Raw genomic sequence first — 24,514 nt, 5'->3', positions numbered from 1 at the left:
TCAACTATTCAAAAAAAATAAGAATAGAGATTATTCCTGGATATATAATGCAGAGTTTTTTCATTTCCGCATGACTATTTCATGATGTACATCAATGGCTATTCCATTCAGTACCGAGAGAATTGTTGCAGCTAAGCGAATAGCAGGCAAGGTTAGCTCCGCTTAAAAAATAATTTTAAGAATAAGATTAAGATCAATGCCGTATGACTTTTTAGGATTTTCTTTATATTGACAACTTAAACCATGGGCTACTGGAAATATATTTTCAATAATAAATCCAGGACTATTTTTCACTATTATTTCCTGTCGTGCATTGGTTTTTTGCCGCGAGAAATCGCAGCCAGACGTTGCAATTTGCCGTCGCTTTATCCATGATCAATTCGTCTTGTAACATAAGGTTTTAACCAACGTATGGAATGGATTGCCGATCCGTCTATTTGGGCGGGACTCGTGACGCTGGTCGTCATCGAGCTGGTTCTCGGAATTGATAATCTGGTGTTTATCGCCATCCTCGCAGAAAAGCTGCCGCCAGCCCAACGTGACCGCGCGCGCGTCACCGGCCTGATTCTGGCGATGCTGATGCGTCTGCTTCTGCTGGCCTCTATCTCGTGGCTGGTCACTCTGACGAAACCGCTGTTCAGCATTCGCGATTTTACCTTCAGCGCGCGCGACCTGATTATGCTGGTCGGCGGCTTCTTCCTGCTGTTTAAAGCGACGGTAGAGCTCAACGAGCGGTTAGAAGGAAAAGATAACGATAACCCGACGCAACGGCGCGGCGCGCGTTTCTGGGGCGTTGTGGCGCAAATCGTGGTGCTGGATGCGGTCTTCTCGCTCGACTCGGTCATCACCGCGGTCGGTATGGTCGACCATCTGGCTGTCATGATGGCGGCGGTCATTATTGCTATCAGTCTGATGCTGATGGCCAGCCGGGCGCTCACCCGTTTTGTGAACAGTCACCCAACGATTGTCATTCTGTGTCTGAGCTTCCTGCTGATGATTGGCTTCAGCCTGGTGGCGGAAGGCTTTGGTCTCGTCATTCCGAAAGGTTATCTGTACGCCGCTATTGGCTTCTCGGTGATGATCGAGTTCCTGAACCAGCTGGCTATCTTCAACCGCCGCCGCTTCCTCAGCGCTAATCAGTCGCTGCGAAGCCGTACCACCGAGGCGGTGATGCGCCTGCTGAGTGGTAAAAAAGAGGATGCCGAACTCGATGCAGGTACCGCTTCACTGCTGGTAGACCAAAACGACCAGCAAATCTTCGACCCGCAGGAGCGTCGGATGATCGAGCGCGTGCTGAACCTTAACCAGCGTACGGTAAGCAGCATCATGACCTCACGTCATGATATTGAGCACATCGATCTCAGCGCGCCGGAAAGCGAAGTGCGCGCGCTGCTGGAGAAAAACCAGCACACCCGCCTGGTGGTTACCGGCGGTAATGATGAAGAGGATTTACTCGGCGTCGTACACGTTATCGATCTTCTGCAACAGTCGCTGCGCGGTGAACCGCTGGATCTGCGCGTGTTAATTCGCCAGCCATTGGTCTTCCCGGAAGCGCTGCCGCTGCTGTCGGCGCTAGAGCAGTTCCGCAACGCGCGTACCCACTTCGCCTTCGTGGTGGATGAGTTTGGTTCGGTTGAGGGGATTGTGACGCTAAGTGACGTGACCGAGACCATCGCCGGGAACCTGCCTAATGAAGCAGAAGAGATTGATGCGCGCCACGACATTCAGAAGAATGCCGACGGCACGTGGACCGCGAATGGGCATATGCCGCTTGAAGATTTGGTGCAGTACATCCCGCTGCCGCTGGACGAGAAGCGCGAATACCACACTATCGCCGGGCTGCTGATGGAACATCTGCAGCGCATTCCTAAAGCCGGTGAGGAAGTGCAGATTGGCCCGTGGACGCTTAAAACCCTACAGGTTGAGAGCCACCGCGTGCAGAAAGTGCAGATTATTCCGCCGCCGCAGAATGATGAGTGGGATTACGAGGTGTAGTGAGGATTCTGTCCCGGCGGCGCTTCGCCTGGCCGGGCTACCTTCTCAATATTGTAGGCCCGATAAGGCGACAGCCGCCATCGGGCAGAACGATGCACAGTAGGCCGGATGGCGGCTACCGCCTTATCCGGCCTACTGTTTATCTAACAGCTTCTGCACGTCCTTGCCGGACTGTGTCCCTTTATTCCGCTCAGCCCAGTCATTCAACCGGCGCTTGGCTTCATTTTGTAGCTGACGACGCAGAACCTGATCCACCTGTAAACTGTAATTCAGCGCGGACCATTTACCGTAGACGCGCAGAGGAATGGCCGTTTGCTTCAGCATATCAACCAGTTTCCCCTGCCCTTGCCAGCCGCCAATCACCTGAACGGCGAACTGTAAATCGCCCTCTTCCTTCAGCAGGTTCAGCGTCCCTTTACCGTTGACTGTCATCAGCGACGAGGCGCCGCGGATATTACTGAGCGTGAGAATACCGCTATCAAGGTCAATATCCGTCGTCATTTTATCCAGCTGCGTAGCGCTATCGTAGTTTTCCTGCGCACGTACATCGGTACTGCGCTCAACGGCCTGCTGGACCAACTGTTGGAAGTTAAGCCCTTCGGTGCGGGTATTTTGCATCTCAATTGATGCTTGTCCCTGCCAGTCACGGCGGAAATGGTTTGCATCAATGACGGTACCGGAGAAATCCCCTGCCAACGACATTTTGCCGGTCATATTGATAGGATAATTAAAGGCTTTGAGCAGGCTGCCAATTTCGATGTTATCGAGCTTCGGCTGAAATTCCGCCTGCGGCGTGCCGTCTCGCGCATCGAGCGTGCCAGGCAGGGATAGCGTCCCGCCATCAAGCGAGCCTTCCAGTTGAGTGATTTGCAAAAGGCCGCGCTGATTGCTGGCCGCAATGCTGACGTTGGTAAACGGCATCCCGCGCCAGCTAATCTGTTTCGCCGCCATTGCCAGCGTACCGTCAAAACCACTCAGCCCACTGTAAGGGAGGACCTTGACGCCGTTGGCAATAACCGGACGCGGCTGCTTCGGTGTTGCCTGCGCCTTCTGAACGTCACTGCCGCCGTTTGGCAGGATATCCGAATGCAGCAGCAGGTTATCCAGGTTGAGCTTATCGGATTGCAGATTCAGCACCCAGACCGGGGATTCCCCCAGAATGACGCTGCCAGACCCCGCCAGCGAACTGTCATTCGCCGTCAGGCTAAGATTGCTGAAGCTCAGTTTTTTCGACGCATCCTGCCAGCTGGCGTTGAGACTTCCGTTACCGCTTATTCCCTGCGCCGGAAGGTCTGCGCCCTGAAGCTGCCAGTTAACCTGCGAGAGCTGCGCATCAAGGCGCTGTGGATAGTCGCCCGCCTGTACCTGCGCGGAGAAGCTGAGGGTTAAATCGCGCTGATCGCGGTTAAGGCGGCCGGAAAAATCGACTTCAGCCTGATGATTGGCGTCCTGCTCCATCTGCAGGCGAATATCGCGGACCGTAACCTGTTCATCATCTTCATGCTGGAAAACCAGCACGCTGTCGACAACCTGTAATGCGCCAATATCAAACGACCAGCCGCGTTCACCGGGTTCCTGCGGCAGCGAGGTGCCTTTCGGGGCGACCGGAGCATTCTGCGCGCGTTCGGCTTCCGTTTGCGGCGTAAGTTGGATAACCGCCCCTTTCAGCATCACCTGCTTCACCTGAAGCTGATGAGAAAGCAGCGGCCAAAGCGCCACGTCAAGGCGCATATTGTCTGCCCGCACCAACGGCGCGGTAGCGCCCGGTGCGGTGAGGGTCATTCGCCCCGCGAGGATGCTTAAGCGCGGCCAGACGTGCCAGCGCAGAGAACCATCGAGCTGAAGCTGATAGCCGCTACGCGCTTCTACCTGCTTCACCATATAGCTGCGGAAATCGTTAGGATTCACCAGCAGCACCAGCGATGACAAGCCGGCAACCAGCACCACCAGCAGGATCATCAGCGTCGTCAATATTCGTCTCATGGCACCCTCATCAGGTTCGCGATGGATCAGTCTTTATCGATACGACTGGCGACCGCACCCTGCTGGTCGCGGTACTTGGCATCTTCGCGACGGTTATACGGACGAGCGGCCGGGCCGGACAACGGCTCAAAGCTCAGCGCGCCAATCAGCATGCCCGGACGCAGCGCCAGCGGCAGTTTGCCTGAGTTGTAGAACTCCAGCACGATGCAGCCAGACCAGCCTGGATCGATACGGTGCGCGGTCACGTGAACCATCAGCCCCAGACGCGCCAGCGAAGAACGACCATCAAGCCAACCGACCAGATCCGCCGGCAGCGTGACCGACTCCAGCGTGACCGCCAGGGCCAATTCGCCCGGGTGCAGATAGAAGGCATCGCCTTCAGGCAGCACAATCTCTTCGCTCATCACGCGATCCAGCGCCGCGCTGACTTCCGCCTTCGGGCCGCTTAAATCAATATAGGCCGCCGTATGACCGCTGAAGGTACGAAACTTATTGCCCAAACGTACGTCAACCGTCGCGCCATTGATACGCTCAATCGGCGGACGCGGGTTAATCGACAGTCGGCCGTCATCCAGCCAGGCTTCTATATCTCGGTCACACAGACGCATATCACTCTCCTTAATGTACTACTGCCCTCTTCCGGCATGGTTGAGGGCTATTAATGCACGTTACACAATTCGCGTGAGTTATTCAAAAAACTGACTAATTTTCGCTTTCAGAATATCGATGGCGATGCGGTTTTTGCCTCCGCGCGGCACGATGATGTCAGCATACTGCTTGGAAGGTTCAATAAACTGCAGGAACATTGGACGCACGGTTTTCTGATACTGCGCCATTACCGAGTCCATTGAACGCCCGCGCTCGTTAACGTCACGCTTGATACGGCGCATCAGGCAGATGTCCAGCGGGGTATCAACAAAAATAGAGAAGTTCATCTCTTCGCGCAGACGCGCATCCGTCAGCAGCAGGATCCCTTCAAGAATGATCACTTTTTTCGGTTCGATGTGGATCGTTTCCTGAGTACGGGTGTGCTCGACGTAGCTATAAACCGGCAGTTCAATTGCAGTGCCGCGTTTTAAGGTCTGCAAATGCTGGAACAGCAGACTGTGATCCATCGCGTTAGGATGGTCATAATTGGTTTTAACCCGATCTTCCATGGACAGGTGACTTTGGTCTTTATAATAGCTATCTTCAGGGATAACACCGATATGCTCATCACCCACCTGCTCGCGTAACTCGCGATACAGCGTACTAGCAATAAGACTTTTACCTGAAGCCGATGCGCCGGCGATGCCTACAATGACGCACTGATGAGACTTATCAGTCATAAATTTTGCGACCCGATTAACCTGGATGATAGGAAGGACGGCACGAACAGACAACATTATTCAAGAGGTGAAGTTCTGAATAATCACGTGTATCAGCGCCAAACGCGGCAATTATAGGGATTTCATAGCGGCGATACCAGTCGTATACGTCATTCTGCCGCGACAATACGCGAAACCGGTCTAAAGTACTTTCAGTCGCCACTAATTATTCACCAAGGGAATATTACGTATGCGATCAATTGCTTGTTATTGTTAATAAGTGTCACAGATCGGATAAAAAACGCAAATGATGGTGCATAATCGACGGTAATGTCGGCAAGGCCGGAGCACACCGCTCCGTATAATCGTGGTAATGAAGAAAGAAAAGCACTATATCCCCCTCGTTCCAGCTTCACCGTTTCGCTCGGCGCAGCTCCTGTTTCTCCTCGGGCTACTGACGTTCCTGTTTACGCTTTTTTCATTGACCCTGGCGCACCACCCGAGCGTGCTCTCGCCGGTCTGGTTCCCGACGGCCATCATGATGTCGGGCTTCTATCGCTTTAAACATTCATTGTGGCCTGGCATTGCGCTGGCTGGCGCATTGGGGATTATCGCGGCAACCTGGCTGTTTTCCTCCGCGGCGGTGACGCTCACCTATCCGGCGATTAACATCCTGGAAGCACTGCTCAGCGCGCTCCTGCTCCGCCGGTGGCTGAGGCTCGACAATCCGCTACAGAACCTCGGCGACTGGTCCCGCATGGCTATCGCCTGCGCGCTGGTGCCGCCGCTGGCAGGGGGCATACTGATTTCCAGCATCGTGCCCGGTGAAAACGCGTTTCAGACGCTCGTTGTCTGGGTGCTTTCGGAAGCTACCGGCGCCCTGGCGCTGGTGCCGCTGGGCCTGCTGATTAAACCGCAGTTTTTCCAGCGCTATCGTAACACCTCGCTCCTGATCTCTACGCTCCTGACCGCGGCAATCACGCTCATTTTGAGCGTTGTCTCGATACTCTACATGCCGTGGCCCTTCACCTTCATCATGGTCCTGCTGATGTGGAGCGCCGTACGCCTGCCGCGCGTTGAGGCATTCCTGGTGTCCTTGCTAACCATCATGACGGTGCTCAGCCTGACCGCGCAGCACCCGCTGGTGCAGCATATGATTGAGAACACGCTAAGCAGCTATCGGCTTAACAATATGCCGGGGCTGCCGTTCCTGATGGTGCTGCTCCCCACGGGAGTGATGAGCATCGCGATGTACGCAGTGTATAACGAGCGTCGGCATATCGCGGAAAGCGAGACGCGTTTTCGTCATGCGATGGAGTATTCCGCCATCGGGATGGCCCTTGTCGACACGTACGGACAATGGCTGCAGGTTAACAAAGCGCTGAGCGTGTTTCTTGGCTATAGCCGGGACGAGCTTCACCTAATGACGTTCCAGCAGGTGACCTGGCCTGAGGATTTAACCGAAGAACTCGTTCAACTCGACCGCCTGACTCGTGGCGAAATTGATAGTTACTCAATGGAAAAACGCTACCAGACCCGGCAGGGTGATATCGTCTGGGGCCTGCTTGCCGTCTCGGTCGTGCGCAATGACGACGGCACGCCGCTGTATTTCATTAAGCAGGTTGAAGATATCAACTCGCTGAAAAAAAGCCGTGAAGCGAATAAAGCGTTGATGGCCGGAATAACCCAGGCCAACGAAGCGCTGTTCCAGGAAAAAGAGCGCCTGCATATCACCCTCGACTCCATTCATGATGCGGTGATCAGCACCGACAATAAGCAAAATATTATGTTCATGAATCCGGTCGCTGAAAAAATGAGCGGCTGGACGCAATCGGAAGCGCAGGGCAAGCCGTTGCTCACCGTGTTGCGTATTACCGAGGGGCCTGACGGAGAGAAGCTGGAGGCACTCAGCGCACAGGCTGGCCCGGAAAGCGATGCCGCATACGACAATTCGCTGAAAAACCGCTATGGCGACAGCTACGATATTCACTACAGCATGACGCCGCTGAACACCCTTGAGGGTGAACATATCGGCTTCGTGCTGGTCATTCAGGACGTGACCGAATCACGCAAACTGCTGCGCCAGCTCAGCTACAGCGCAACCCATGATGCATTGACCGGGTTGCCCAATCGCTCAAGCTTTGAAAGCCAGCTTAAAGGGCTGCTGAAAGCGCTGCCGGGCACCCACCAGTCGCACGCGCTGATTATGCTCGACCTGGATTTCTTTAAGGCGGTCAACGACAGCGCGGGCCATGCGGCAGGCGATGCGCTCCTGCACGAAATCGCCTCGCTGATGCGCTCAATGCTGCGCCCCAGCGATATTCTGGCACGTCTCGGCGGCGATGAGTTCGGTTTTATTCTGCGCCACTGTTCCACCGAGCAGGCGGTGAACGCCACTGAGCGCGTCGTCGATGCTATCAATCACTACGAATTTATGTGGGCGGGCCACCTGCATCGGATAGGCGCCAGCGCCGGACTAACGCTGGTGCATGAGCATAACGCCAAACTGGCGGAGCTGCTGGTACAGGCTGATTCCGCCTGCTACGACTCGAAGCACAACGGGCGCGGCAGGGTCACGGTCTACGCGCCGGTGAATCATACCGGCGACCAGTCGTCCGTATGCCAGATATGCAATAACGCGTAGGAGCGCCAGGGCTGCCAGCGCGCGGCATAATCGCGGATCTGTGCGGGCGTCATGCCTGGAAACCGCTGTTTAATCAGGTAATCGTCCGGCAGGAAAATATCCGGTGCCTGCCAGGCGCGCAGCGCAAAGTAGTTTGCCGTCCAGCGGCCAATGCCGGGGAACTGCTGTAGCGCTTTTAGCGCCTGCGGGACATCCGATGGGAGCGCCTGCGGCAGCTCGCCGTTGACCGTTGCCTGCGCAAAATAGATAAGCGCCTCAGCGCGCTTAAGCGGCATCCCCAACGTTTTTAAAGCCAGAGGATCGCCCGCCGCCAGCCGCTCGGCAGTCGGAAACAGGAAAAATCCTTCCTTTTCCGCCAGCGGCTCACCATAGAGCGCCACCACTTTCCCGGTCAACGTCGCGGCCATCTTCACACTCACTAGCTGGCCGAGAATCGCCCGTATCCCCTGTTCAAATGCTTCCAGTGCTCCAGGCAGACGCAGCCCCGGTCTGGCGGCAGCAAGCGTGCCCAGCGCGCGTTGGATCTGCTGTGGGTCGCAGTGCAAATCCAGCAATCTGGTCACGCCGTCCAGCGCCTGGTCGGCAACCGGTAAAAGCCCGGCGGAGAGCGTTACGCAAAGTCGGTTATGCGCCGCGTCCGGAGACATGGTGATAAGTCCGTGATGTTCGCCACAGCGCCAGCTGCGAGTGTAGCTACCGTCCTGAAAGCGCTCAATGCCGCTGACGGCACGCGCCTGCAGAAAGCCAAACATCCATTGCCAGTCGTACGGCGGTAACCACGGCAGTTCAAACATCGTTGCTCCTTAAGCACATAACGGTAGGCACGGTATCATAGCAAAACCCCGGCGCTTCGTTCGCGTCGGCCCTCAACCTCGCGAAGCGGTCATCCCTTTTGTTTAGCTTTATTCCAGTCGTCATACATCCAGCCCTCTTGCGGGCAGACTACGCAAACAGAATCCGGATTTGAAACGGTGGCGTAGTGGCGATGTGTGGCGGGAGAAATCAATCACCACCTCCCCAGGAGGTGGTTTAGGGATGACAATAAAAAAACCGGCGCGGGGCCGGGTTGATGTGGCTATCTGGTGCTGGTGGCGGCCAGATTTATGACGGGCATTATGGCGGCATCACCGCTGTAAAACAGGTCAGAATTTGTAAACGAGTAAACACGACCTGTTACCCTGACGTTTACCGTGCTGCCGTAGCCAGTGACCGCCGCGTTACCCACGTCAGTGACCATAAACGGCTGTCTATCGGCCAGGCGCGGCAAAACATCGCCCGATAAACTGCCGTCCAGGTAGTAACGGTAAACTTCTGAGACAGTCGCCCCACCGCCGTTGTACTTCGTGACGTAGAGCCACACGCTTTCTGAGAGCTGTTTCTTATAGGCCAGGCTGTCATCCGGTGGCCCGTTGATGAAATGCTGATACAGCAGGAATCCTGCCACCAGCAGCGCGAGAATGACCGTTGTCAGACGGTGGAGATACTTAATAGCCGTGTTCGCGGGCATAGTCGATTCCCTGTTTTATCCAGAACTGGTCGTGTGGATCGTCCCCATAAGGCGACTTACCATACCATGCGCCCCAGTTCGGTTTTGATGTCCCTGCTCTGGATTGTGCAAACCCCGCCCCCATCAGCAGCGTTTCTGCCGGTATTCCAGCGGCGAACCCTGCCGCTCCGTAATTGAAGTTGCCGAAATTCGCCAGGGAGTAGGATTGCTGTTTATAGTCCCACGGCCCGTGATTCCTCACCTTCTGATAAAACCAGTAATACGTTGACGGCAACGCCATGTTGCGCGAGGTTCCATGACTCCTGGCCTCACGCATATTTTTTTGGGCGGTTACTGAGTTTCCGCCCGGCATTAATGGAAGTATAGCCATAACACCACCGTTGTTAATTCCTTTTAAATTCATTAACTTGCTTTATCCATGAAGATAATGCACCTTCGATAATAGCGCTGGCATCCTGATATGAATAATCGTACTGGTTTGCAAATTTCTGGATTCCAGCCCTGTCTGCTTCTATATATGAAGCACGGCGAATGATGTTACCGATAAGCAACCCCGCCGTACCTTTTGCAACTTCGGTCATCCCTCTGTAGGAAGATAGATATTTTCTGGTAAAAGCCATTAATTGAAATCTTGAATCGGTAATACCAAAACCATATTTTTATTCATGAAACCACCCTGATTGATCGCCTTTTGAACTAATGCGGGTAATTATTTACCCGTTTGCTTTCAGGGTATTGATCAAAATGGCGGTTAGGGGTTGATTCTGCCGCAGGTGCTCAAAACGCCTACATAGTCGAAAGCGGTCATTCACCCCGTCAGCGTGATTTTTTTACGTCCAGATTTTATGCTATGGCGGCATCCTGCCGCTTGAGTGCTGATTTATGGGTTGGAGTGAGACTAATAGCACGGGTTTACTCGTGTAATACATCCGCCGACTTTCGACGGTTTTGAGCTCCAGCCCGCCCCATCTCAAAAGTGGGGGTTCAGTCTCATCGAAAGGAGTACCACCATGCATAATCATATCCACGATATAGCCAATATCCTGACATCTACCGGCTCGTTACTTGCCGCTATTCCTGCTATCCAGAATGCTAACCTGGCCATCAAAGGCAGCGCGAACCGCGCCCCGGCGATAACTTCAATAGCATAGCGAGTAATCGCCCCGGTGACCTTGCTTTCATATTCCAGTTGCCGCCTTCGCGACATTCCGCTAAAGTCGCCCCCCTTTCTTCACTGGCATGGGGATAACTGTCGTGTTTATTGGTTTTGACTACGGGACGGCGAACTGTTCTATCGCCGTAATGCAGGATGGCGCACCGCGCATGCTGACGATGGAAAACGGCAGTACGCTGCTGCCTTCTATGCTTTCTGCTCCCACGCGTGAAGCGGTGAGCGAGTGGCTCTATCGCCACCATCAGGTTCCCGCCACCGGCGATGAAGCGCAGGCGCTGCTGCGTCGGGCGATGAACTTCAACCGCGAAGAAGATATCGATGTACTGAGCAACAGCGTGCAGTTTGGCCTCGCCTCACTCAAGCAGTACATCACGGACCCGGAAGAGGTCTATTTTGTTAAATCACCAAAATCGTTCCTCGGCGCGAGCGGTCTGAAGCCGCAGCAGGTTGCGGTGTTTGAAGACCTGGTCTGCTCGATGATGCTGCACATTCGCCAGCAGGCGCAGTCACAGCTGACGGAAAACCTGGATCAAGCGGTGATTGGCCGCCCGATAAACTTCCAGGGGCTTGGCGGCGATGAAGCCAACGCCCAGGCGGTCGGCATCCTTGAACGTGCGGCAAAGCGCGCGGGCTTCCGTGACGTGGTGTTCCAGTATGAGCCGGTCGCGGCGGGGCTGGATTTTGAAGCCACGCTCAGCGAAGAAAAACGCGTGCTGGTCGTCGATATCGGCGGCGGTACCACCGACTGCTCGGTGCTGCTGATGGGGCCACAATGGCGCACCCGTCACGACCGTGAACAAAGCCTGCTGGGCCACAGCGGTTGCCGCGTAGGCGGTAACGATCTCGATATCGCGCTGGCCTTCAAAAGCCTGATGCCGCTGCTCGGCATGGGCGGCGACACCGAAAAAGGCATCGCCCTGCCAATTCTGCCATGGTGGAACGCGGTGGCTATCAACGACGTTCCGGCGCAGACCGACTTCTACAGCGCGGCCAACGGCCGACTGCTGCGCGATCTGGCGCGCGATGCACGCGATGCCGAGAAAGTTTCCCTGCTGTATAAAGTCTGGCAGCAGCGCTTGAGCTACCGCCTGGTGCGCAGCGCCGAAGAGAGCAAAATCGCGCTGTCCGAAACCGCACAGATTAACACCTCGCTGCCGTTTATCAGCGACGAACTGGCGACCGCCATCAGCCAGGACGGTCTTGAAGCGGCGCTGAACCAGCCGCTGACGCGCATCCTCGAACAGGTGCAGCTGGCGCTGGAAAACAGCAGCGAAAAGCCGGACGTCATCTACTTAACCGGCGGCAGCGCACGCTCGCCGCTGATTAAGAAAGCGTTAGCCCAACAGCTTCCCGGCATTCCAATTGCCGGTGGCGATGATTTTGGCTCGGTAACCGCCGGTCTGGCCCGCTGGGCACAGGTGGTTTTCGCCTGATATATCGTCGTTGACTTCGCTGTTTTTTCGACCTATCGTAAAGGAATGAGGGTAAGGGAGGATTTCTCCTCCCCTGGTGTCTTAGTAAGTCGGTAAGCTCATCACTAAGAGTATCACCAGTATGATGACCATCATTAACTGTAAAAAACACTAAGTATTAAATTCATGTAATAACATGAAAAATATGAATATTTTAGTTCAACATCATCAACATCATCAACATCGATCTAACGACTGCATCTACATCCGGCACCATGATCCCTACCTTCTCTAAACACGGTGCAACCACCTCTGTTAGGACGTTGGTACTGTGCCACTGATCACGGTAGATTGACGTATCGACACCGCAACCTGCTTCCAGGTACAGGCCAGTATCCTTCTCGAATTTGTAGTACTTCTGGTTAGTTACACGCTCGTAATACGCTGCACCTGAATAGCGGAAACCTGCTGAACCTTGAGGCATAATGGACACACCGTAATCTGCTAACAGAGATCCAAATTCAATAACCTTATATTCGAATTCGGAACCTGTGTACTCACCCTTGTATGAATCAGAAGTTTTTATCTTTCCGAACGGTGGATTACCAAAGGTAACATCAAAATGTTCATCCGTTGGGTATGAAAAACGTCCATACAATACCATTCAGCTTCAGGGACAAGCCGCATGCCAATTTTTGTGTACTCCGGGCTGAGTTCAACACACACTAAACGTTTAGTGTGTGTATTGATGTAGTTTAGTTTCTTTTTTGGTTAATTTAGCCATTACCGGAGATCCTCCAGCAATACCCACACCTTATTCATATGTTGAGTTGAACAAACTGTATTAGATAGGCGAACCTTGACAATCAACGCCTTATTCCGATTTTTGTACTGAGCTATATAGAAGAGAGATCAAACACGTTCCACAATGGATAGCTTCTGCATACGTAGGGAATACGGCGAGGATTTTTTTGTGTACTTCTCACCATTAGCAATACGATCTTTTACTTCAGTTTTTGACATCTAAGATATTTTTTCTAACCAAGTATTAAAAGGTTTTTAGTAAAAGCATTGAATGAAAAAACAGCTAATTAGCTGCTTTTTCATTATCCAGTATTGTCAAAATTCGCACTAGCGTTTTATTGTTCTCGTTTATCGACTGTAATATGTGGTTTTCTCTCACATACATTGCTAGGCGTTTAAGTTCATCAAACGTGAGGGAGGAAATCTTAGTACGATTATAGCCATATATTTTTGGTAGAGGTAGATCTGACATGAGGATACTCCATTGTTGTTAACTGGAGTATTTAGGGGAATGGTTCAGTACTACAACTATGAAACCACTCACCCATGGGATGGTTGTAGCACTGAACAAGGGGGATTATAGCATTATATTCACATCATTTATCGGTTCGATTCGACCATACAGCAGCAATATAAACAATAATTGCAGTGATAATCAAAGAGGCAATACAGAGCGATAAGAAATAATACTTATCCCAACCATCACCAGTGATAACCCCTGTATAGTGTCTGATAAACCAGTATGCCTTATCTTCTGGAAAGAATGAAAATAACGCCATTAGTACTAACACATATACTACTGATTCAACTAACCACGTAATCACATGCTTGATAGGAGTCATCAGTACACCTGTATAGTTCCAAATGCTACCAATGATGAAGTCACTTGCATGGTAGGTGAGTTTAACAAAGCTTCACGTAGTATATTGAAATCAGATAAGAACGGTAATGTTATACACCCTTCGCTTATCCCACGGTATCCGGCTGGATGTAGGCGAAAATGTCCACGTTCCACTTTATCAATGAAGGTCAGATCATCTATCTGTGAGTCGTTACGGTATAGGGCAAACCATATAGAACGATCAGAACCAGCTACGATAGAGGCGAACGTATCACGTATACCAGTTAGCATACCTCCAGTACCACGAGTAACAATGAAGTACTGACCTGGTGGTAACGGCCCTACTTCAGGAACGTTAACTGCACTAGGTTGGTTGCGTGAACGACCAGTTCCAGAGTACGCAGAGAATAGACCAACACCAGGACATACTAGGGTACTCATTGAGTGTCCATTGAGGTGAAATCTACATGGGATCATCTGTCTGACCATGCATCAGAGAACATGATATTACCGTCACAATGTTTCCATGTGATCTTTTCGTATCTCAAGGATATATTTTCAAGGTGGTTGTGCTTCTCAGTAGCTGGATTTTTAATATCTAGCATTACGGGACATACTGAAACTACTTTGACATTCTCAAGTAGCATGTTGAAGTATTCAGCTTCTTGCCCTGCATCGTTTATCCGATACCATTTAAATTCGGCTGATTTGAGTGTTTGACCTTTTGCTACTGCTTTATAGAAATACGGACTTGATGTATCAAATTCTTTTTGAAACGTCAATGGGGCATGTACCCTAGTTCCTGTAATCTTTCCTGTATTATTATCGGTAGGGAGATGTAGACCGTGACCGAATGCAACTATCTCAATACTACCTTCACGAACTTTCACATCAACGGAACCTTTAATATCTGCGCCGCCATCATCTTTCAGCCATAAGTAAGCGGGGATTGCCATATCTAAACTCCTATTCATTATGAGGAAGTATACGAAATAGCACAGTAATCACTTATAATATGAACGTATCATGCGGATTTTAAATAAATGGGATATTGTGCATGATTCTATTTCGGATACATGCGATTTGGGGTATGGTTAAGCGGGTAGTATTGATGGGAAGGATGAGTACCACACTTTGACAAACAGTGTGGTACTTTCATTATGAATAAAATCAACTTAAGAGATTTTTAATATTATCTACATGATCTTTTAAGTATTGATATTTCAAGGTAATAATCACAGAGTCTTTTTTATTCAGAGAACGGATTAATTCAGCCTTTACATTCGGATCACCATTTTTTTCATACTGGACAATTAAATACTCAGCACCATTAACACGAGCAATAATCATTACTTCAATATCACTAATGACTTAATAAATGGATGGGACGTTATAACTTTCATAGGTGATTTAATTATTCATACGTTTTCCGTTATGCTCATCATGTTAAAATGAACTCTACACACTGATGTGACCGTACACCAGGTGCTTTCAACCAAACTATTTCTCCCAGTTCATAACCCCTACCGCGATCTTTTGCTTCATACGTTTTGACGTAATCTAGTAACGTCGCTTGTTGGAGATTCATCCCGTCGCCTTCTTTAACTTGTAGACACGCGCTGACCCTGACACAACAAAAAGACAATTTTTTCAATTAGTTAGCATCTTTAAATACTTAGCGTATAACGCTTTTTATCATGACTAACTTCATCATAACCCTTTCCCTATATAAGGCCCCTTCTTCAGGAGGGGCTTTCCTGTTTTAGCGCCCTGCTAAACGCCGCTGACGGTAGCACGCGTTAGCCCGGCCCGCAGTTTCGTCCCCAGAGTTTGCGAGCCTACTCGTAAAGCCGCACGGGATTCGGACGATTCCTTCCGTCTTTCATATTTCCTCCATTTTTTCTGAGCGTTCCGTAACTAAACTAGTATCATTTCGTGAAATGATTCAGGGCGAGAAACGGATAACAATGAAAGGCATTCTTAACCATCGCTGGCGCATTGCGCTGGCGGCGCTGGTCGTCATCGCAGGGGCGATTGGTATCTGGCACTTCAGCAGCAATTCTGATACCTCCGGTTCCAGCGCAGCGAAACCAGCAGGCTCGCCTGCCGCTGGCGGGCGTCACGGCGGTCGCTTTGGCGGCACGCTGGCCCCGGTTCAGGCGGCAACCGCCACCAGCGAGGCGGTACCTCGCTACCTGAGCGGGCTCGGTACCATTACCGCCGCTAACACGGTGACCGTTCGCAGCCGCGTTGACGGTCAGCTGATGGCGATTCACTTCCAGGAAGGGCAGCAGGTGAAAGCCGGCGACCTGTTGGCGGAAATCGACCCAAGCCAATTTAAAGTGGCCCTTGCCCAGGCTCAGGGCCAACTGGCAAAAGACAAAGCCACGCTCGCCAACGCGCGTCGTGACTTATCTCGCTACCAGCAGTTGGTAAAAACGAATCTTATCTCTCGCCAGGAACTGGATACCCAGCAGTCGTTGGTCAGCGAGACTCAGGGCACTATTAAAGCCGATGAGGCCGCCGTTGCCAGCGCTCAGCTTCAGCTCGACTGGAGCCGCATCACCGCGCCTATTGACGGCCGCGTAGGCTTGAAACAGGTCGATATCGGCAACCAGATCTCAAGTGGTGATACCACCGGTATCGTGGTGCTGACGCAAACTCACCCGATCGATCTGGTCTTCACCCTGCCGGAAAACGATATCGCGACCGTGGTTGCCGCGCAGAAAGCGGGTAAAAGCCTGGTGGTGGAAGCCTGGGATCGCACCAACAAGCAGAAGCTGAGCAACGGTACGCTGCTGAGCCTCGACAACCAGATTGATGCCACCACCGGCACCATCAAGCTCAAAGCCCGTTTTAATAACCAGGACGATGCGCTGTTCCCGAACCAGTTCGTTAACGCGCGCATGCTGGTAGACACTCAACAAAATGCGGTGGTTATCCCAACCGCGGCGCTGCAAATGGGCAACGACGGCCACTTTGTCTGGGTGCTGAACAGCGACAATAAAGTCAGCAAGCACACCGTGGTGCCGGGCATTCAGGACAGCCAGAAAGTGGTGATTGACGCCGGGCTCTCCGCAGGCGACCGCGTGGTGACCGACGGCATCGATCGCTTAACCGAAGGGGCTAAAGTGGAAGTGGTTACCGCTCACGACGCCACCGCAACGGATGCAGCAAAACCGGCGGCGGCTGAAGGCCATGCTGCCGGCCATAAAGGAGCGCGCGGCTAATGCAAGTTTTACCGCCGAGCAACACGGGCGGCCCGTCCCGCCTGTTTATCATGCGCCCTGTCGCCACCACGCTGCTGATGGTGGCCATTCTGCTGGCAGGGATCATCGGCTACCGTTTTCTGCCCGTTTCCGCACTGCCAGAGGTCGACTACCCGACCATTCAGGTGGTCACACTCTATCCGGGTGCCAGCCCGGACGTGGTGACCTCGGCGATTACCGCGCCGCTTGAACGTCAGTTCGGGCAGATGTCCGGGCTTAAGCAGATGTCGTCGCAAAGCTCCGGCGGCGCGTCGGTGGTCACCCTCCAGTTCCAGCTCACGCTGCCGCTGGACGTCGCCGAACAGGAAGTGCAGGCCGCGATTAACGCCGCCACCAACCTGCTGCCAAGCGACCTGCCTAACCCACCGGTTTACAGCAAGGTTAACCCGGCGGACCCGCCAATCATGACCCTCGCCGTCACCTCAACCGCCACGCCGATGACCGAAGTGGAAGATATGGTTGAGACCCGCGTGGCACAAAAAATTTCCCAGGTTTCCGGCGTCGGTCTGGTGACGCTGGCGGGCGGCCAGCGCCCAGCCGTGCGCGTGAAGCTGAATGCGCAGGCCATTGCCGCGCTCGGACTGACCAGCGAAGATATCCGCACCGCCATCACCAATGCCAACGTCAACTCGGCGAAAGGTAGCCTCGATGGCCCGGCGCGCGCGGTCACGCTCTCCGCCAACGACCAGATGCAGTCGGCGCAGGAGTACCGGGCGCTGATTATCGCCTACAAAAACGGCGCGCCGATTCGTTTAGGCGACGTGGCAACCGTGGAACAAGGCGCGGAAAACACCTGGCTTGGCGCATGGGCCAATAAAAAACAGGCCATCGTGATGAACGTTCAGCGCCAGCCCGGCGCCAACATCATCTCCACGGCCGACAGCATCCGCCAGATGCTGCCGCAGCTTACCGAAAGCCTGCCGAAATCGGTCAAGGTTGAGGTGCTTTCTGACCGTACCACCAACATCCGCGCATCGGTCTCCGACACCCAGTTCGAGCTGATGCTGGCGATTGCGCTGGTGGTGATGATCATCTATCTGTTCCTGCGTAACGTCCCGGCAACGATTATTCCCGGCGTCGCCGTCCCGCTGTCGCTGGTGGGTACCTTCGCGGTGATGGTGTTTCTTGATTTCTCCATCAACAACCTGACGCTGATGGCGCTCACCATCGCCACCGGTTTTGTGGTCGATGACGCCATCGTGGTGATTGAGAACATCTCGCGCTATATCGAAAAAGGCGAGAAGCCGATGACCGCGGCGCTGAAGGGCGCGGGCGAGATTGGCTTTACCATTATTTCCCTGACCTTCTCGCTGATTGCGGTGCTGATCCCGCTGCTGTTTATGGGCGATATCGTCGGCCGCCTGTTCCGCGAATTCGCCGTCACCCTGGCCGTCGCCATACTGATATCCGCGGTAGTGTCATTAACGCTGACGCCAATGATGTGCGCACGCATGCTCAGCCACGAATCGCTGCGCAAACAGAACCGCTTTTCCCGCGCCAGCGAACGTTTCTTTGACCGGGTGATTGCCGGTTACGGACACCTGCTGGCTCGCGTACTGAACCATCCGTGGTTAACCCTGAGCGTGGCGGTCGGCACGCTGGCGCTGTCGGTGATCCTGTGGGTAACCATTCCGAAAGGCTTCTTCCCGACGCAGGATAACGGCATTATTCAGGGCACCTTACAGGCGCCGCAGTCGGTGTCGTTTGCCAGCATGGCCCAGCGCCAGCAGGCGGTAGCCGATGCCATTCTGAAAGACCCGGCGGTTGAAAGTCTGACCTCTTTTGTCGGCGTCGACGGCACCAACCCGGCGCTCAACAGCGCTCGTTTGCAGATTAACCTCAAGCCGCTGAGCGAGCGTGACGACCGCGTACAGGCGGTTATCAGCCGCCTTCAGCAGTCGGTTGACCGCATTCCCGGTATCCAGCTCTATCTGCAACCCACACAGGATCTGACCATCGATACCACCGTGAGCCGCACGCTGTATCAGTTCACCCTACAGGCCAACTCACTGGACGCGTTAAGCCAGTGGGTACCACAACTGATGGAGAAACTTCAGGCACTGCCGCAGCTCTCGGATGTCAGCAGCGACTGGCAGGATCAAGGGCTGGTGGCCTATGTTAACGTCGACCGCGATAGCGCCAACCGCCTGGGTATTTCGATGGCCGACGTCGATAACGCGCTGTACAACGCCTTTGGTCAGCGCCTGATCTCCACCATTTACACCCAGGCCAACCAGTATCGCGTGGTGCTGGAACACGACACCCGCCAAACGCCGGGGCTGGCAGCGCTTGATAACATTCGCCTGACCAGCAGCGACGGCGGCATCGTGCCGTTAACCGCCATTGCCAAAGTGGAGCAGCGCTTTGCGCCGCTGTCGATTAACCATCTCGACCAGTTCCCGGTGACCACGATTTCGTTCAACGTGCCGGATAAATACTCGCTCGGCGATGCGGTGCAGTCGATCCTCGATACCGAAAAAAACCTGAACTTACCGACCGATATTCGCACCGAGTTCCAGGGCAGCACCCTCGCCTTCCAGTCGGCGCTGAGCAGCACCATCTGGCTGGTGGTCGCGGCGGTGGTGGCGATGTATATCGTGCTTGGCGTGCTGTACGAAAGCTTTATTCACCCGATAACGATTCTGTCGACGCTGCCAACCGCGGGCGTCGGCGCGCTCATGGCGCTGATGATTGCCGGTAACGAGCTGGATGTGATCGCCATTATCGGCATCATCCTGCTGATTGGTATCGTGAAGAAGAACGCGATCATGATGATCGACTTTGCGCTCGCCGCAGAGCGCGAACAGGGCATGCCGCCGCGCGAGGCGATTTATCAGGCCTGCCTGCTGCGCTTCCGCCCGATTCTGATGACCACGCTGGCGGCCCTGCTGGGCGCGCTGCCGCTGATGCTCAGTACCGGCGTTGGCGCCGAACTGCGCCGCCCGCTGGGGATCGGCATGGTCGGCGGCCTGCTGGTAAGCCAGGTGCTGACGCTGTTCACCACCCCGGTTATCTACCTGCTGTTTGACCGACTGTCGCTGTACCTGAAAAGCCGGTTCCCGCGTCGTGAAGAGGAAGCGTAAGTGAAATTTTTTGCGCTCTTTATCTCCCGTCCAGTGGCGACGATTTTAATCTCGCTCGCCATTACGCTGTGCGGGGTCCTCGGATTCCGCCTGCTGCCGGTCGCGCCGCTGCCGCAGGTCGATTTCCCGGTAATTATGATCAGCGCCTCGCTGCCGGGGGCGTCTCCGGAGACCATGGCGTCGTCCGTAGCAACGCCGCTGGAGCGCTCGCTCGGGCGCATTGCGGGGGTCAACGAGATGACCTCAAGCAGCTCGCTTGGCAGTACGCGCATCATTCTCGAATTTAACTTCGACCGCGATATCAACGGCGCGGCGCGTGATGTACAGGCAGCCATCAACGCCGCGCAAAACCTGCTGCCAAGCGGTATGCCGAGCCGTCCAACCTATCGCAAGGCTAACCCGTCGGATGCGCCGATCATGATCCTGACGCTCACCTCGGATACCTATTCGCAAGGTGAGCTGTATGATTTTGCCTCTACCCAGTTGGCACAAAGCATCGCGCAAATTGACGGCGTGGGCGACGTCGACGTCGGCGGCAGTTCCCTGCCCGCGGTGCGCGTCGACCTGAACCCACAGGCGCTGTTTAACCAGGGCGTGTCGCTGGACGCGGTGCGCACCGCCATCAGCAACGCCAACGTGCGTAAACCGCAGGGGGCGATTGACGACACCACCCACCGCTGGCAGCTACAGACCAACGACGAGCTGAAAACGGCGGCGGAGTACCAGCCGCTGATTGTCCACTACAACAACGGCGGCGCGGTACGCCTTGGCGATGTCGCCACCGTCAGCGACTCGGTACAGGACGTCCGCAACGCCGGGATGACCAACGCCAAACCGGCGATTTTGTTGATGATCCGCAAGCTGCCGGAAGCCAACATTATCGATACCGTTGACCGCATCCGCGCAGAACTTCCGGGCTTGCAGCAAACCATTCCGGCGGCAATCGACCTGCAAATTGCTCAGGACCGGTCGCCAACCATCCGCGCTTCGCTGGAAGAAGTTGAGCAGACGCTGGTGATTTCGGTCGCGCTGGTGATTCTGGTGGTGTTCCTGTTCCTGCGTTCTGGTCGCGCGACGCTTATTCCCGCCGTCGCGGTGCCGGTATCGCTGATTGGCACCTTTGCGGCGATGTACCTGTGCGGCTTTAGCCTTAATAACCTGTCGCTGATGGCGTTGACCATCGCCACCGGATTTGTGGTCGATGATGCCATCGTGGTGCTGGAAAATATCTCACGCCATATTGAGGCCGGGATGAAACCAATGCAGGCCGCGCTTCAGGGTAGCCGCGAGGTGGGCTTCACCGTTCTGTCAATGAGCGTCTCACTGGTGGCGGTATTCCTGCCGCTGCTGCTGATGGGCGGCCTGCCGGGCAGGCTGCTGCGGGAATTTGCCGTCACGCTATCGGTGGCTATCGCTATTTCTCTCGCCGTCTCACTGACCCTCACGCCGATGATGTGCGGCTGGATGCTCAAATCCAGCCGTCGACATTCGCCAACCCGCAACAAGGGATTCGGTCGTGTACTGGTCGCCATGCAGCAGGGCTACGGTAAGTCGCTGAAATGGGTGCTGGGGCATGCCAGATTAGTCGGCGTCGTCTTCCTTGCCACCATCGCGCTGAATATCTGGCTCTATATCAGTATTCCTAAAACCTTCTTCCCGGAACAGGATACCGGCGTGCTGATGGGCGGGATTCAGGCTGACCAGAGCATCTCGTTCCAGGCGATGCGCGGCAAGCTGCAGGACTTTATGAAGATCATCCGTGAAGACCCGGCGGTGGATAACGTCACCGGCTTTACCGGCGGCTCGCGGGTCAACAGCGGGATGATGTTTATCACCCTGAAATCGCGCGGCGAGCGCCATGAAACGGCGCAGCAGATTATCGACCGGCTGCGTAAAAAGCTCGCCAAAGAGCCGGGGGCGAATCTGTTCTTAATGGCGGTGCAGGATATCCGCGTCGGCGGCCGTCAGTCCAACGCCAGCTACCAGTACACGCTGCTCTCCGACGACCTCAGCGCGCTGCGCGAATGGGAGCCCAAAATTCGTAAAGCGCTGGCGGCACTGCCGGAGCTTGCCGACGTCAACTCGGATCAGCAAGACAACGGTGCGGAAATGGATCTTATCTACGACCGCGATACCATGTCGCGGCTGGGGATCAGCGTTGAAGCGGCGAACAGCCTGCTGAACAACGCCTTTGGTCAGCGCCAGATTTCAACCATCTACCAGCCGCTGAACCAGTACAAAGTGGTGATGGAGGTGGACCCGGTTTATACCCAGGACGTCAGCGCGCTGGACAAAATGTTTGTGATTAACAGCGAAGGCAAGGCGATCCCCCTCTCCTATTTCGCCAAATGGCAGCCGGCCAACGCGCCGCTGTCGGTGAACCACCAGGGGCTGTCGGCGGCATCGACCATCTCCTTTAACCTGCCAACCGGTAAGTCACTGTCGGAGGCCGACGATGCGATCACCCGGGCCATGACGCAGCTCGGCGTGCCAAACACCGTGCGCGGCTCGTTCGCCGGTACCGCGCAGGTATTCCAGCAGACAATGAACTCGCAGGTGATCCTGATAATCGCCGCGATTGCGACGGTCTATATTGTGCTGGGGATCTTGTACGAGAGCTACGTACACCCGCTGACCATTCTTTCTACGCTGCCGTCTGCGGGCGTCGGGGCGCTGCTGGCGCTGGAGCTATTCAATGCCCCGTTCAGCCTAATCGCCCTTATCGGGATCATGCTATTAATTGGCATTGTGAAGAAAAACGCCATCATGATGGTCGACTTCGCCCTGGAAGCGCAGCGTAACGGTAATCTGGCCCCGGAAGAGGCCATATTCCAGGCCTGTCTGCTGCGTTTCCGCCCGATTATGATGACCACGCTGGCGGCGCTTTTTGGCGCGCTGCCGCTGGTTCTCTCCGGGGGCGATGGCTCGGAACTGCGTCAACCGCTGGGGATTACGATTGTAGGGGGTCTGGTGATGAGCCAGTTGCTGACACTCTATACCACCCCGGTGGTCTATCTGTTCTTCGATCGTCTGCGTCTGCGTTTTTCGCGTCAACCCCGACAATCGGTAACTGAATAACTATGACTGAGCTACCTGCCAACGTTCGCTGGCAACTCTGGATCGTGGCGTTTGGCTTTTTTATGCAATCGCTGGACACCACGATCGTCAACACCGCCCTCCCCTCTATGGCGCTCAGCCTGGGGGAGAGCCCGCTGCACATGCACATGGTGGTGGTTTCCTATGTGCTGACCGTCGCCGTCATGCTGCCCGCCAGCGGCTGGCTGGCTGACCGGGTTGGCGTGCGCAATATCTTTTTCACCGCCATCGTACTGTTCACCGCAGGTTCGCTGTTTTGTTCGCTGTCCAGCACGCTCAATGAACTGGTAATGGCGCGCGTACTGCAAGGGATTGGCGGCGCGATGATGGTGCCGGTGGGCAGGCTTACGGTGATGAAAATCGTCCCGCGCGATCAGTACATGGCGGCAATGACCTTCGTCACCATTCCCGGCCAGATTGGCCCCCTGCTCGGCCCGGCACTCGGCGGGATTCTGGTTGAGTACGCCTCCTGGCACTGGATTTTCCTGATTAACATCCCGGTGGGCATTATCGGCTGTATCGCCACCCTCGCCCTGATGCCCAACTACACCGTACAAACCCGACGCTTTGATATTTCCGGTTTTATTGTGCTGGCACTGGGAATGGCCACGCTTACCCTGGCGCTGGATGGGCAAAAAGGCCTGGGTATCTCACCGCTGATGGTCGGCGCGCTGGTGGCGATTGGTATCGCCGCTATCGTTATCTATCTGTGGCATGCGCGCGGCAACGACAGCGCGCTCTTCAGCCTGAAGCTATTCCGCACCCCAACCTTTTCGCTTGGCCTGGCCGGTAGCTTTAGCGGACGAATCGGCAGCGGCATGCTGCCGTTTATGACCCCTGTCTTTTTACAAATTGGTTTAGGCTTCACGCCGTTCCATGCGGGCCTGATGATGATCCCAATGGTGCTCGGCAGCATGGGGATGAAGCGTTTCGTGGTCCAGGTGGTGAACCGTTTTGGCTATCGCCGTGTGCTGGTGTTCAGCACCGTCAGCCTGGCGCTTATCAGCCTGCTGTTTATGTTCACCGCCCTGGCAGGCTGGTACTACGCCCTGCCGGTGGTGCTGTTCGTACAGGGGATGGTGAACTCCAGCCGCTTCTCGTCGATGAACACCCTGACCCTCAAAGACCTGCCCGATGAAGAAGCCAGCAGCGGCAACAGCCTGCTGTCGATGATCATGCAGCTGTCGATGAGTATCGGCGTCACCATCGCCGGTATCCTGCTCGGCACCTTCAGCCAGCAGCACATTACCGTCGGTAGTGAAGCGACCCACCACGTCTTTATGTACACCTATCTCTGCATGGCCGTGATTATTGCGCTCCCGGCTCTGGTCTTTGCCCGCGTACCGGACGACACCACCAAAAACGCGGTGATCGCCCGACACAAACTCAAGGAATAAAC

Annotated in this window: 21 protein-coding genes; 8 read left to right on the top strand and 13 right to left on the bottom strand. The window is 54.6% G+C overall.

The genetic code is table 11. From position 1 onward, the window contains the following. Positions 1-162 precede the first annotated feature (162 nt). Positions 163-294: a hypothetical protein gene (locus ACH1XZ_RS02195; RefSeq protein ID WP_395594159.1), complete on the bottom strand. Its 132-nt coding sequence runs from the start codon at positions 292-294 to the stop codon at positions 163-165. A gap of 117 nt (positions 295-411) precedes the next feature. Here ACH1XZ_RS02195 and ACH1XZ_RS02190 point away from each other — a divergent pair, with 117 nt between their 5' ends. Next, positions 412-1,995 (top strand): TerC family protein, encoded by a 1,584-nt coding sequence (locus ACH1XZ_RS02190; RefSeq protein WP_395594158.1) that lies wholly within the window; start codon positions 412-414, stop codon positions 1,993-1,995. 132 nt (positions 1,996-2,127) lie between these two features. On the opposite strand, the gene asmA is transcribed toward ACH1XZ_RS02190, so the two are convergent. From asmA to udk, 3 genes are all read right to left on the bottom strand, one after another. Continuing rightward, positions 2,128-3,978, bottom strand: a complete 1,851-nt coding sequence (asmA, locus tag ACH1XZ_RS02185; RefSeq protein WP_395594157.1) for an outer membrane assembly protein AsmA — start codon at positions 3,976-3,978, stop codon at positions 2,128-2,130. Positions 3,979-4,004: 26 nt separating this feature from the next. After that, complete coding sequence (dcd, locus tag ACH1XZ_RS02180; protein ID WP_035893765.1) at positions 4,005-4,586, bottom strand: dCTP deaminase; 582 nt, start codon at positions 4,584-4,586, stop codon at positions 4,005-4,007. A 78-nt stretch (positions 4,587-4,664) separates the two neighbouring features. Next, a complete protein-coding gene (gene udk / locus ACH1XZ_RS02175) occupies positions 4,665-5,306 on the bottom strand; it encodes a uridine kinase (RefSeq protein ID WP_185666974.1) in 642 nt (213 codons plus the stop codon). Between the two features lie 352 nt (positions 5,307-5,658). On the opposite strand from udk, the gene ACH1XZ_RS02170 reads away from it, so the two are divergent. After that, positions 5,659-7,929, top strand: coding sequence for a PAS domain S-box protein (locus tag ACH1XZ_RS02170; protein ID WP_395594156.1), 2,271 nt, complete (start codon positions 5,659-5,661; stop codon positions 7,927-7,929). Here the strand turns inward: ACH1XZ_RS02170 and alkA are convergent. The 4 genes from alkA to ACH1XZ_RS02150 form a co-directional block, all read right to left on the bottom strand. Then, entirely contained in the window at positions 7,881-8,723 is an 843-nt protein-coding gene (gene alkA / locus ACH1XZ_RS02165; protein WP_395594155.1) for a DNA-3-methyladenine glycosylase 2, read from the bottom strand. The two genes, ACH1XZ_RS02170 and alkA, sit on opposite strands and share 49 nt — an antisense overlap. Before the next feature lie 281 nt (positions 8,724-9,004). After that, the gene (locus ACH1XZ_RS02160) at positions 9,005-9,436 is read right to left on the bottom strand and encodes a hypothetical protein (protein WP_395594154.1); all 432 of its coding nucleotides are present in this window, start codon (positions 9,434-9,436) and stop codon (positions 9,005-9,007) included. Further along, positions 9,414-9,839: a polymorphic toxin type 44 domain-containing protein gene (locus tag ACH1XZ_RS02155; protein WP_395594153.1), complete on the bottom strand. Its 426-nt coding sequence runs from the start codon at positions 9,837-9,839 to the stop codon at positions 9,414-9,416. Before ACH1XZ_RS02155 ends, ACH1XZ_RS02160 begins: the two co-directional genes overlap by 23 nt. Further along, positions 9,820-10,056 carry a hypothetical protein gene (locus tag ACH1XZ_RS02150; RefSeq protein ID WP_395594152.1) on the bottom strand — a complete coding sequence of 79 codons (237 nt, stop codon included), beginning with the start codon at positions 10,054-10,056 and terminating at the stop codon, positions 9,820-9,822. The genes ACH1XZ_RS02155 and ACH1XZ_RS02150 overlap by 20 nt, the downstream gene beginning before the upstream one ends. Positions 10,057-10,446: 390 nt before the next feature. Here ACH1XZ_RS02150 and ACH1XZ_RS02145 point away from each other — a divergent pair, with 390 nt between their 5' ends. After that, entirely contained in the window at positions 10,447-10,587 is a 141-nt protein-coding gene (locus ACH1XZ_RS02145; RefSeq protein WP_395594151.1) for a hypothetical protein, read from the top strand. 103 nt (positions 10,588-10,690) lie between these two features. After that, the gene (gene yegD, locus ACH1XZ_RS02140) at positions 10,691-12,043 is read left to right on the top strand and encodes a molecular chaperone (RefSeq protein WP_395594150.1); all 1,353 of its coding nucleotides are present in this window, start codon (positions 10,691-10,693) and stop codon (positions 12,041-12,043) included. A gap of 193 nt (positions 12,044-12,236) precedes the next feature. On the opposite strand, the gene ACH1XZ_RS02135 is transcribed toward yegD, so the two are convergent. From ACH1XZ_RS02135 to ACH1XZ_RS02115, 5 genes are all read right to left on the bottom strand, one after another. Next, a complete protein-coding gene (locus ACH1XZ_RS02135; RefSeq protein ID WP_395594149.1) occupies positions 12,237-12,686 on the bottom strand; it encodes a class I SAM-dependent methyltransferase in 450 nt (149 codons plus the stop codon). Positions 12,687-13,422: 736 nt separating this feature from the next. Next, positions 13,423-13,668 (bottom strand): hypothetical protein, encoded by a 246-nt coding sequence (locus tag ACH1XZ_RS02130; protein ID WP_395594148.1) that lies wholly within the window; start codon positions 13,666-13,668, stop codon positions 13,423-13,425. Then, the gene (locus tag ACH1XZ_RS02125) at positions 13,668-14,108 is read right to left on the bottom strand and encodes a DUF2778 domain-containing protein (protein ID WP_395594147.1); all 441 of its coding nucleotides are present in this window, start codon (positions 14,106-14,108) and stop codon (positions 13,668-13,670) included. Before ACH1XZ_RS02125 ends, ACH1XZ_RS02130 begins: the two co-directional genes overlap by 1 nt. Before the next feature lie 32 nt (positions 14,109-14,140). Further along, positions 14,141-14,623 (bottom strand): Hcp family type VI secretion system effector, encoded by a 483-nt coding sequence (locus ACH1XZ_RS02120; protein WP_395594146.1) that lies wholly within the window; start codon positions 14,621-14,623, stop codon positions 14,141-14,143. A gap of 214 nt (positions 14,624-14,837) precedes the next feature. Beyond that, positions 14,838-15,017: a hypothetical protein gene (locus ACH1XZ_RS02115; protein ID WP_395594145.1), complete on the bottom strand. Its 180-nt coding sequence runs from the start codon at positions 15,015-15,017 to the stop codon at positions 14,838-14,840. 617 nt (positions 15,018-15,634) lie between these two features. Here ACH1XZ_RS02115 and ACH1XZ_RS02110 point away from each other — a divergent pair. Genes ACH1XZ_RS02110 through mdtD form a run of 4 tightly spaced genes read left to right on the top strand, consistent with a single transcriptional unit; the run spans position 15,635 to position 24,512 of the window. Next, positions 15,635-16,897: an MdtA/MuxA family multidrug efflux RND transporter periplasmic adaptor subunit gene (locus tag ACH1XZ_RS02110; protein ID WP_395594144.1), complete on the top strand. Its 1,263-nt coding sequence runs from the start codon at positions 15,635-15,637 to the stop codon at positions 16,895-16,897. Continuing rightward, positions 16,897-20,019, top strand: a complete 3,123-nt coding sequence (locus tag ACH1XZ_RS02105) for an MdtB/MuxB family multidrug efflux RND transporter permease subunit (protein WP_395594143.1) — start codon at positions 16,897-16,899, stop codon at positions 20,017-20,019. The genes ACH1XZ_RS02110 and ACH1XZ_RS02105 overlap by 1 nt, the downstream gene beginning before the upstream one ends. Continuing rightward, complete coding sequence (mdtC, locus tag ACH1XZ_RS02100; protein ID WP_395594142.1) at positions 20,020-23,097, top strand: multidrug efflux RND transporter permease subunit MdtC; 3,078 nt, start codon at positions 20,020-20,022, stop codon at positions 23,095-23,097. A 2-nt stretch (positions 23,098-23,099) separates the two neighbouring features. Then, a complete protein-coding gene (gene mdtD / locus ACH1XZ_RS02095) occupies positions 23,100-24,512 on the top strand; it encodes an MFS transporter (protein WP_395594141.1) in 1,413 nt (470 codons plus the stop codon). Positions 24,513-24,514: the final 2 nt, after the last annotated feature.

The organism is Kluyvera chengduensis (genome assembly GCF_044197065.1).
GTDB lineage: Bacteria > Pseudomonadota > Gammaproteobacteria > Enterobacterales > Enterobacteriaceae > Kluyvera > Kluyvera ascorbata_C.
The sequence above is the reverse complement of the archived record's forward strand: the minus strand, read 5'-3'. Positions and strand labels throughout refer to the sequence as shown.

Coding starts and splice junctions, on each gene's coding strand:
- mdtD (WP_395594141.1), top strand. CDS start 23,100: ATGACTGAGCTACCTGCCAACGTTCGCTGGCAACTCTGGATCGTGGCG.
- dcd (WP_035893765.1), bottom strand. CDS start 4,586: ATGCGTCTGTGTGACCGAGATATAGAAGCCTGGCTGGATGACGGCCGA.
- ACH1XZ_RS02135 (WP_395594149.1), bottom strand. CDS start 12,686: ATGGTATTGTATGGACGTTTTTCATACCCAACGGATGAACATTTTGAT.
- ACH1XZ_RS02145 (WP_395594151.1), top strand. CDS start 10,447: ATGCATAATCATATCCACGATATAGCCAATATCCTGACATCTACCGGC.
- ACH1XZ_RS02110 (WP_395594144.1), top strand. CDS start 15,635: ATGAAAGGCATTCTTAACCATCGCTGGCGCATTGCGCTGGCGGCGCTG.
- ACH1XZ_RS02150 (WP_395594152.1), bottom strand. CDS start 10,056: ATGGCTTTTACCAGAAAATATCTATCTTCCTACAGAGGGATGACCGAA.
- udk (WP_185666974.1), bottom strand. CDS start 5,306: ATGACTGATAAGTCTCATCAGTGCGTCATTGTAGGCATCGCCGGCGCA.
- ACH1XZ_RS02130 (WP_395594148.1), bottom strand. CDS start 13,668: ATGACTCCTATCAAGCATGTGATTACGTGGTTAGTTGAATCAGTAGTA.
- alkA (WP_395594155.1), bottom strand. CDS start 8,723: ATGTTTGAACTGCCGTGGTTACCGCCGTACGACTGGCAATGGATGTTT.
- ACH1XZ_RS02170 (WP_395594156.1), top strand. CDS start 5,659: ATGAAGAAAGAAAAGCACTATATCCCCCTCGTTCCAGCTTCACCGTTT.
- ACH1XZ_RS02105 (WP_395594143.1), top strand. CDS start 16,897: ATGCAAGTTTTACCGCCGAGCAACACGGGCGGCCCGTCCCGCCTGTTT.
- ACH1XZ_RS02115 (WP_395594145.1), bottom strand. CDS start 15,017: ATGATTATTGCTCGTGTTAATGGTGCTGAGTATTTAATTGTCCAGTAT.
- ACH1XZ_RS02125 (WP_395594147.1), bottom strand. CDS start 14,108: ATGAGTACCCTAGTATGTCCTGGTGTTGGTCTATTCTCTGCGTACTCT.
- ACH1XZ_RS02190 (WP_395594158.1), top strand. CDS start 412: ATGGAATGGATTGCCGATCCGTCTATTTGGGCGGGACTCGTGACGCTG.
- ACH1XZ_RS02120 (WP_395594146.1), bottom strand. CDS start 14,623: ATGGCAATCCCCGCTTACTTATGGCTGAAAGATGATGGCGGCGCAGAT.
- asmA (WP_395594157.1), bottom strand. CDS start 3,978: ATGAGACGAATATTGACGACGCTGATGATCCTGCTGGTGGTGCTGGTT.
- ACH1XZ_RS02155 (WP_395594153.1), bottom strand. CDS start 9,839: ATGAATTTAAAAGGAATTAACAACGGTGGTGTTATGGCTATACTTCCA.
- ACH1XZ_RS02160 (WP_395594154.1), bottom strand. CDS start 9,436: ATGCCCGCGAACACGGCTATTAAGTATCTCCACCGTCTGACAACGGTC.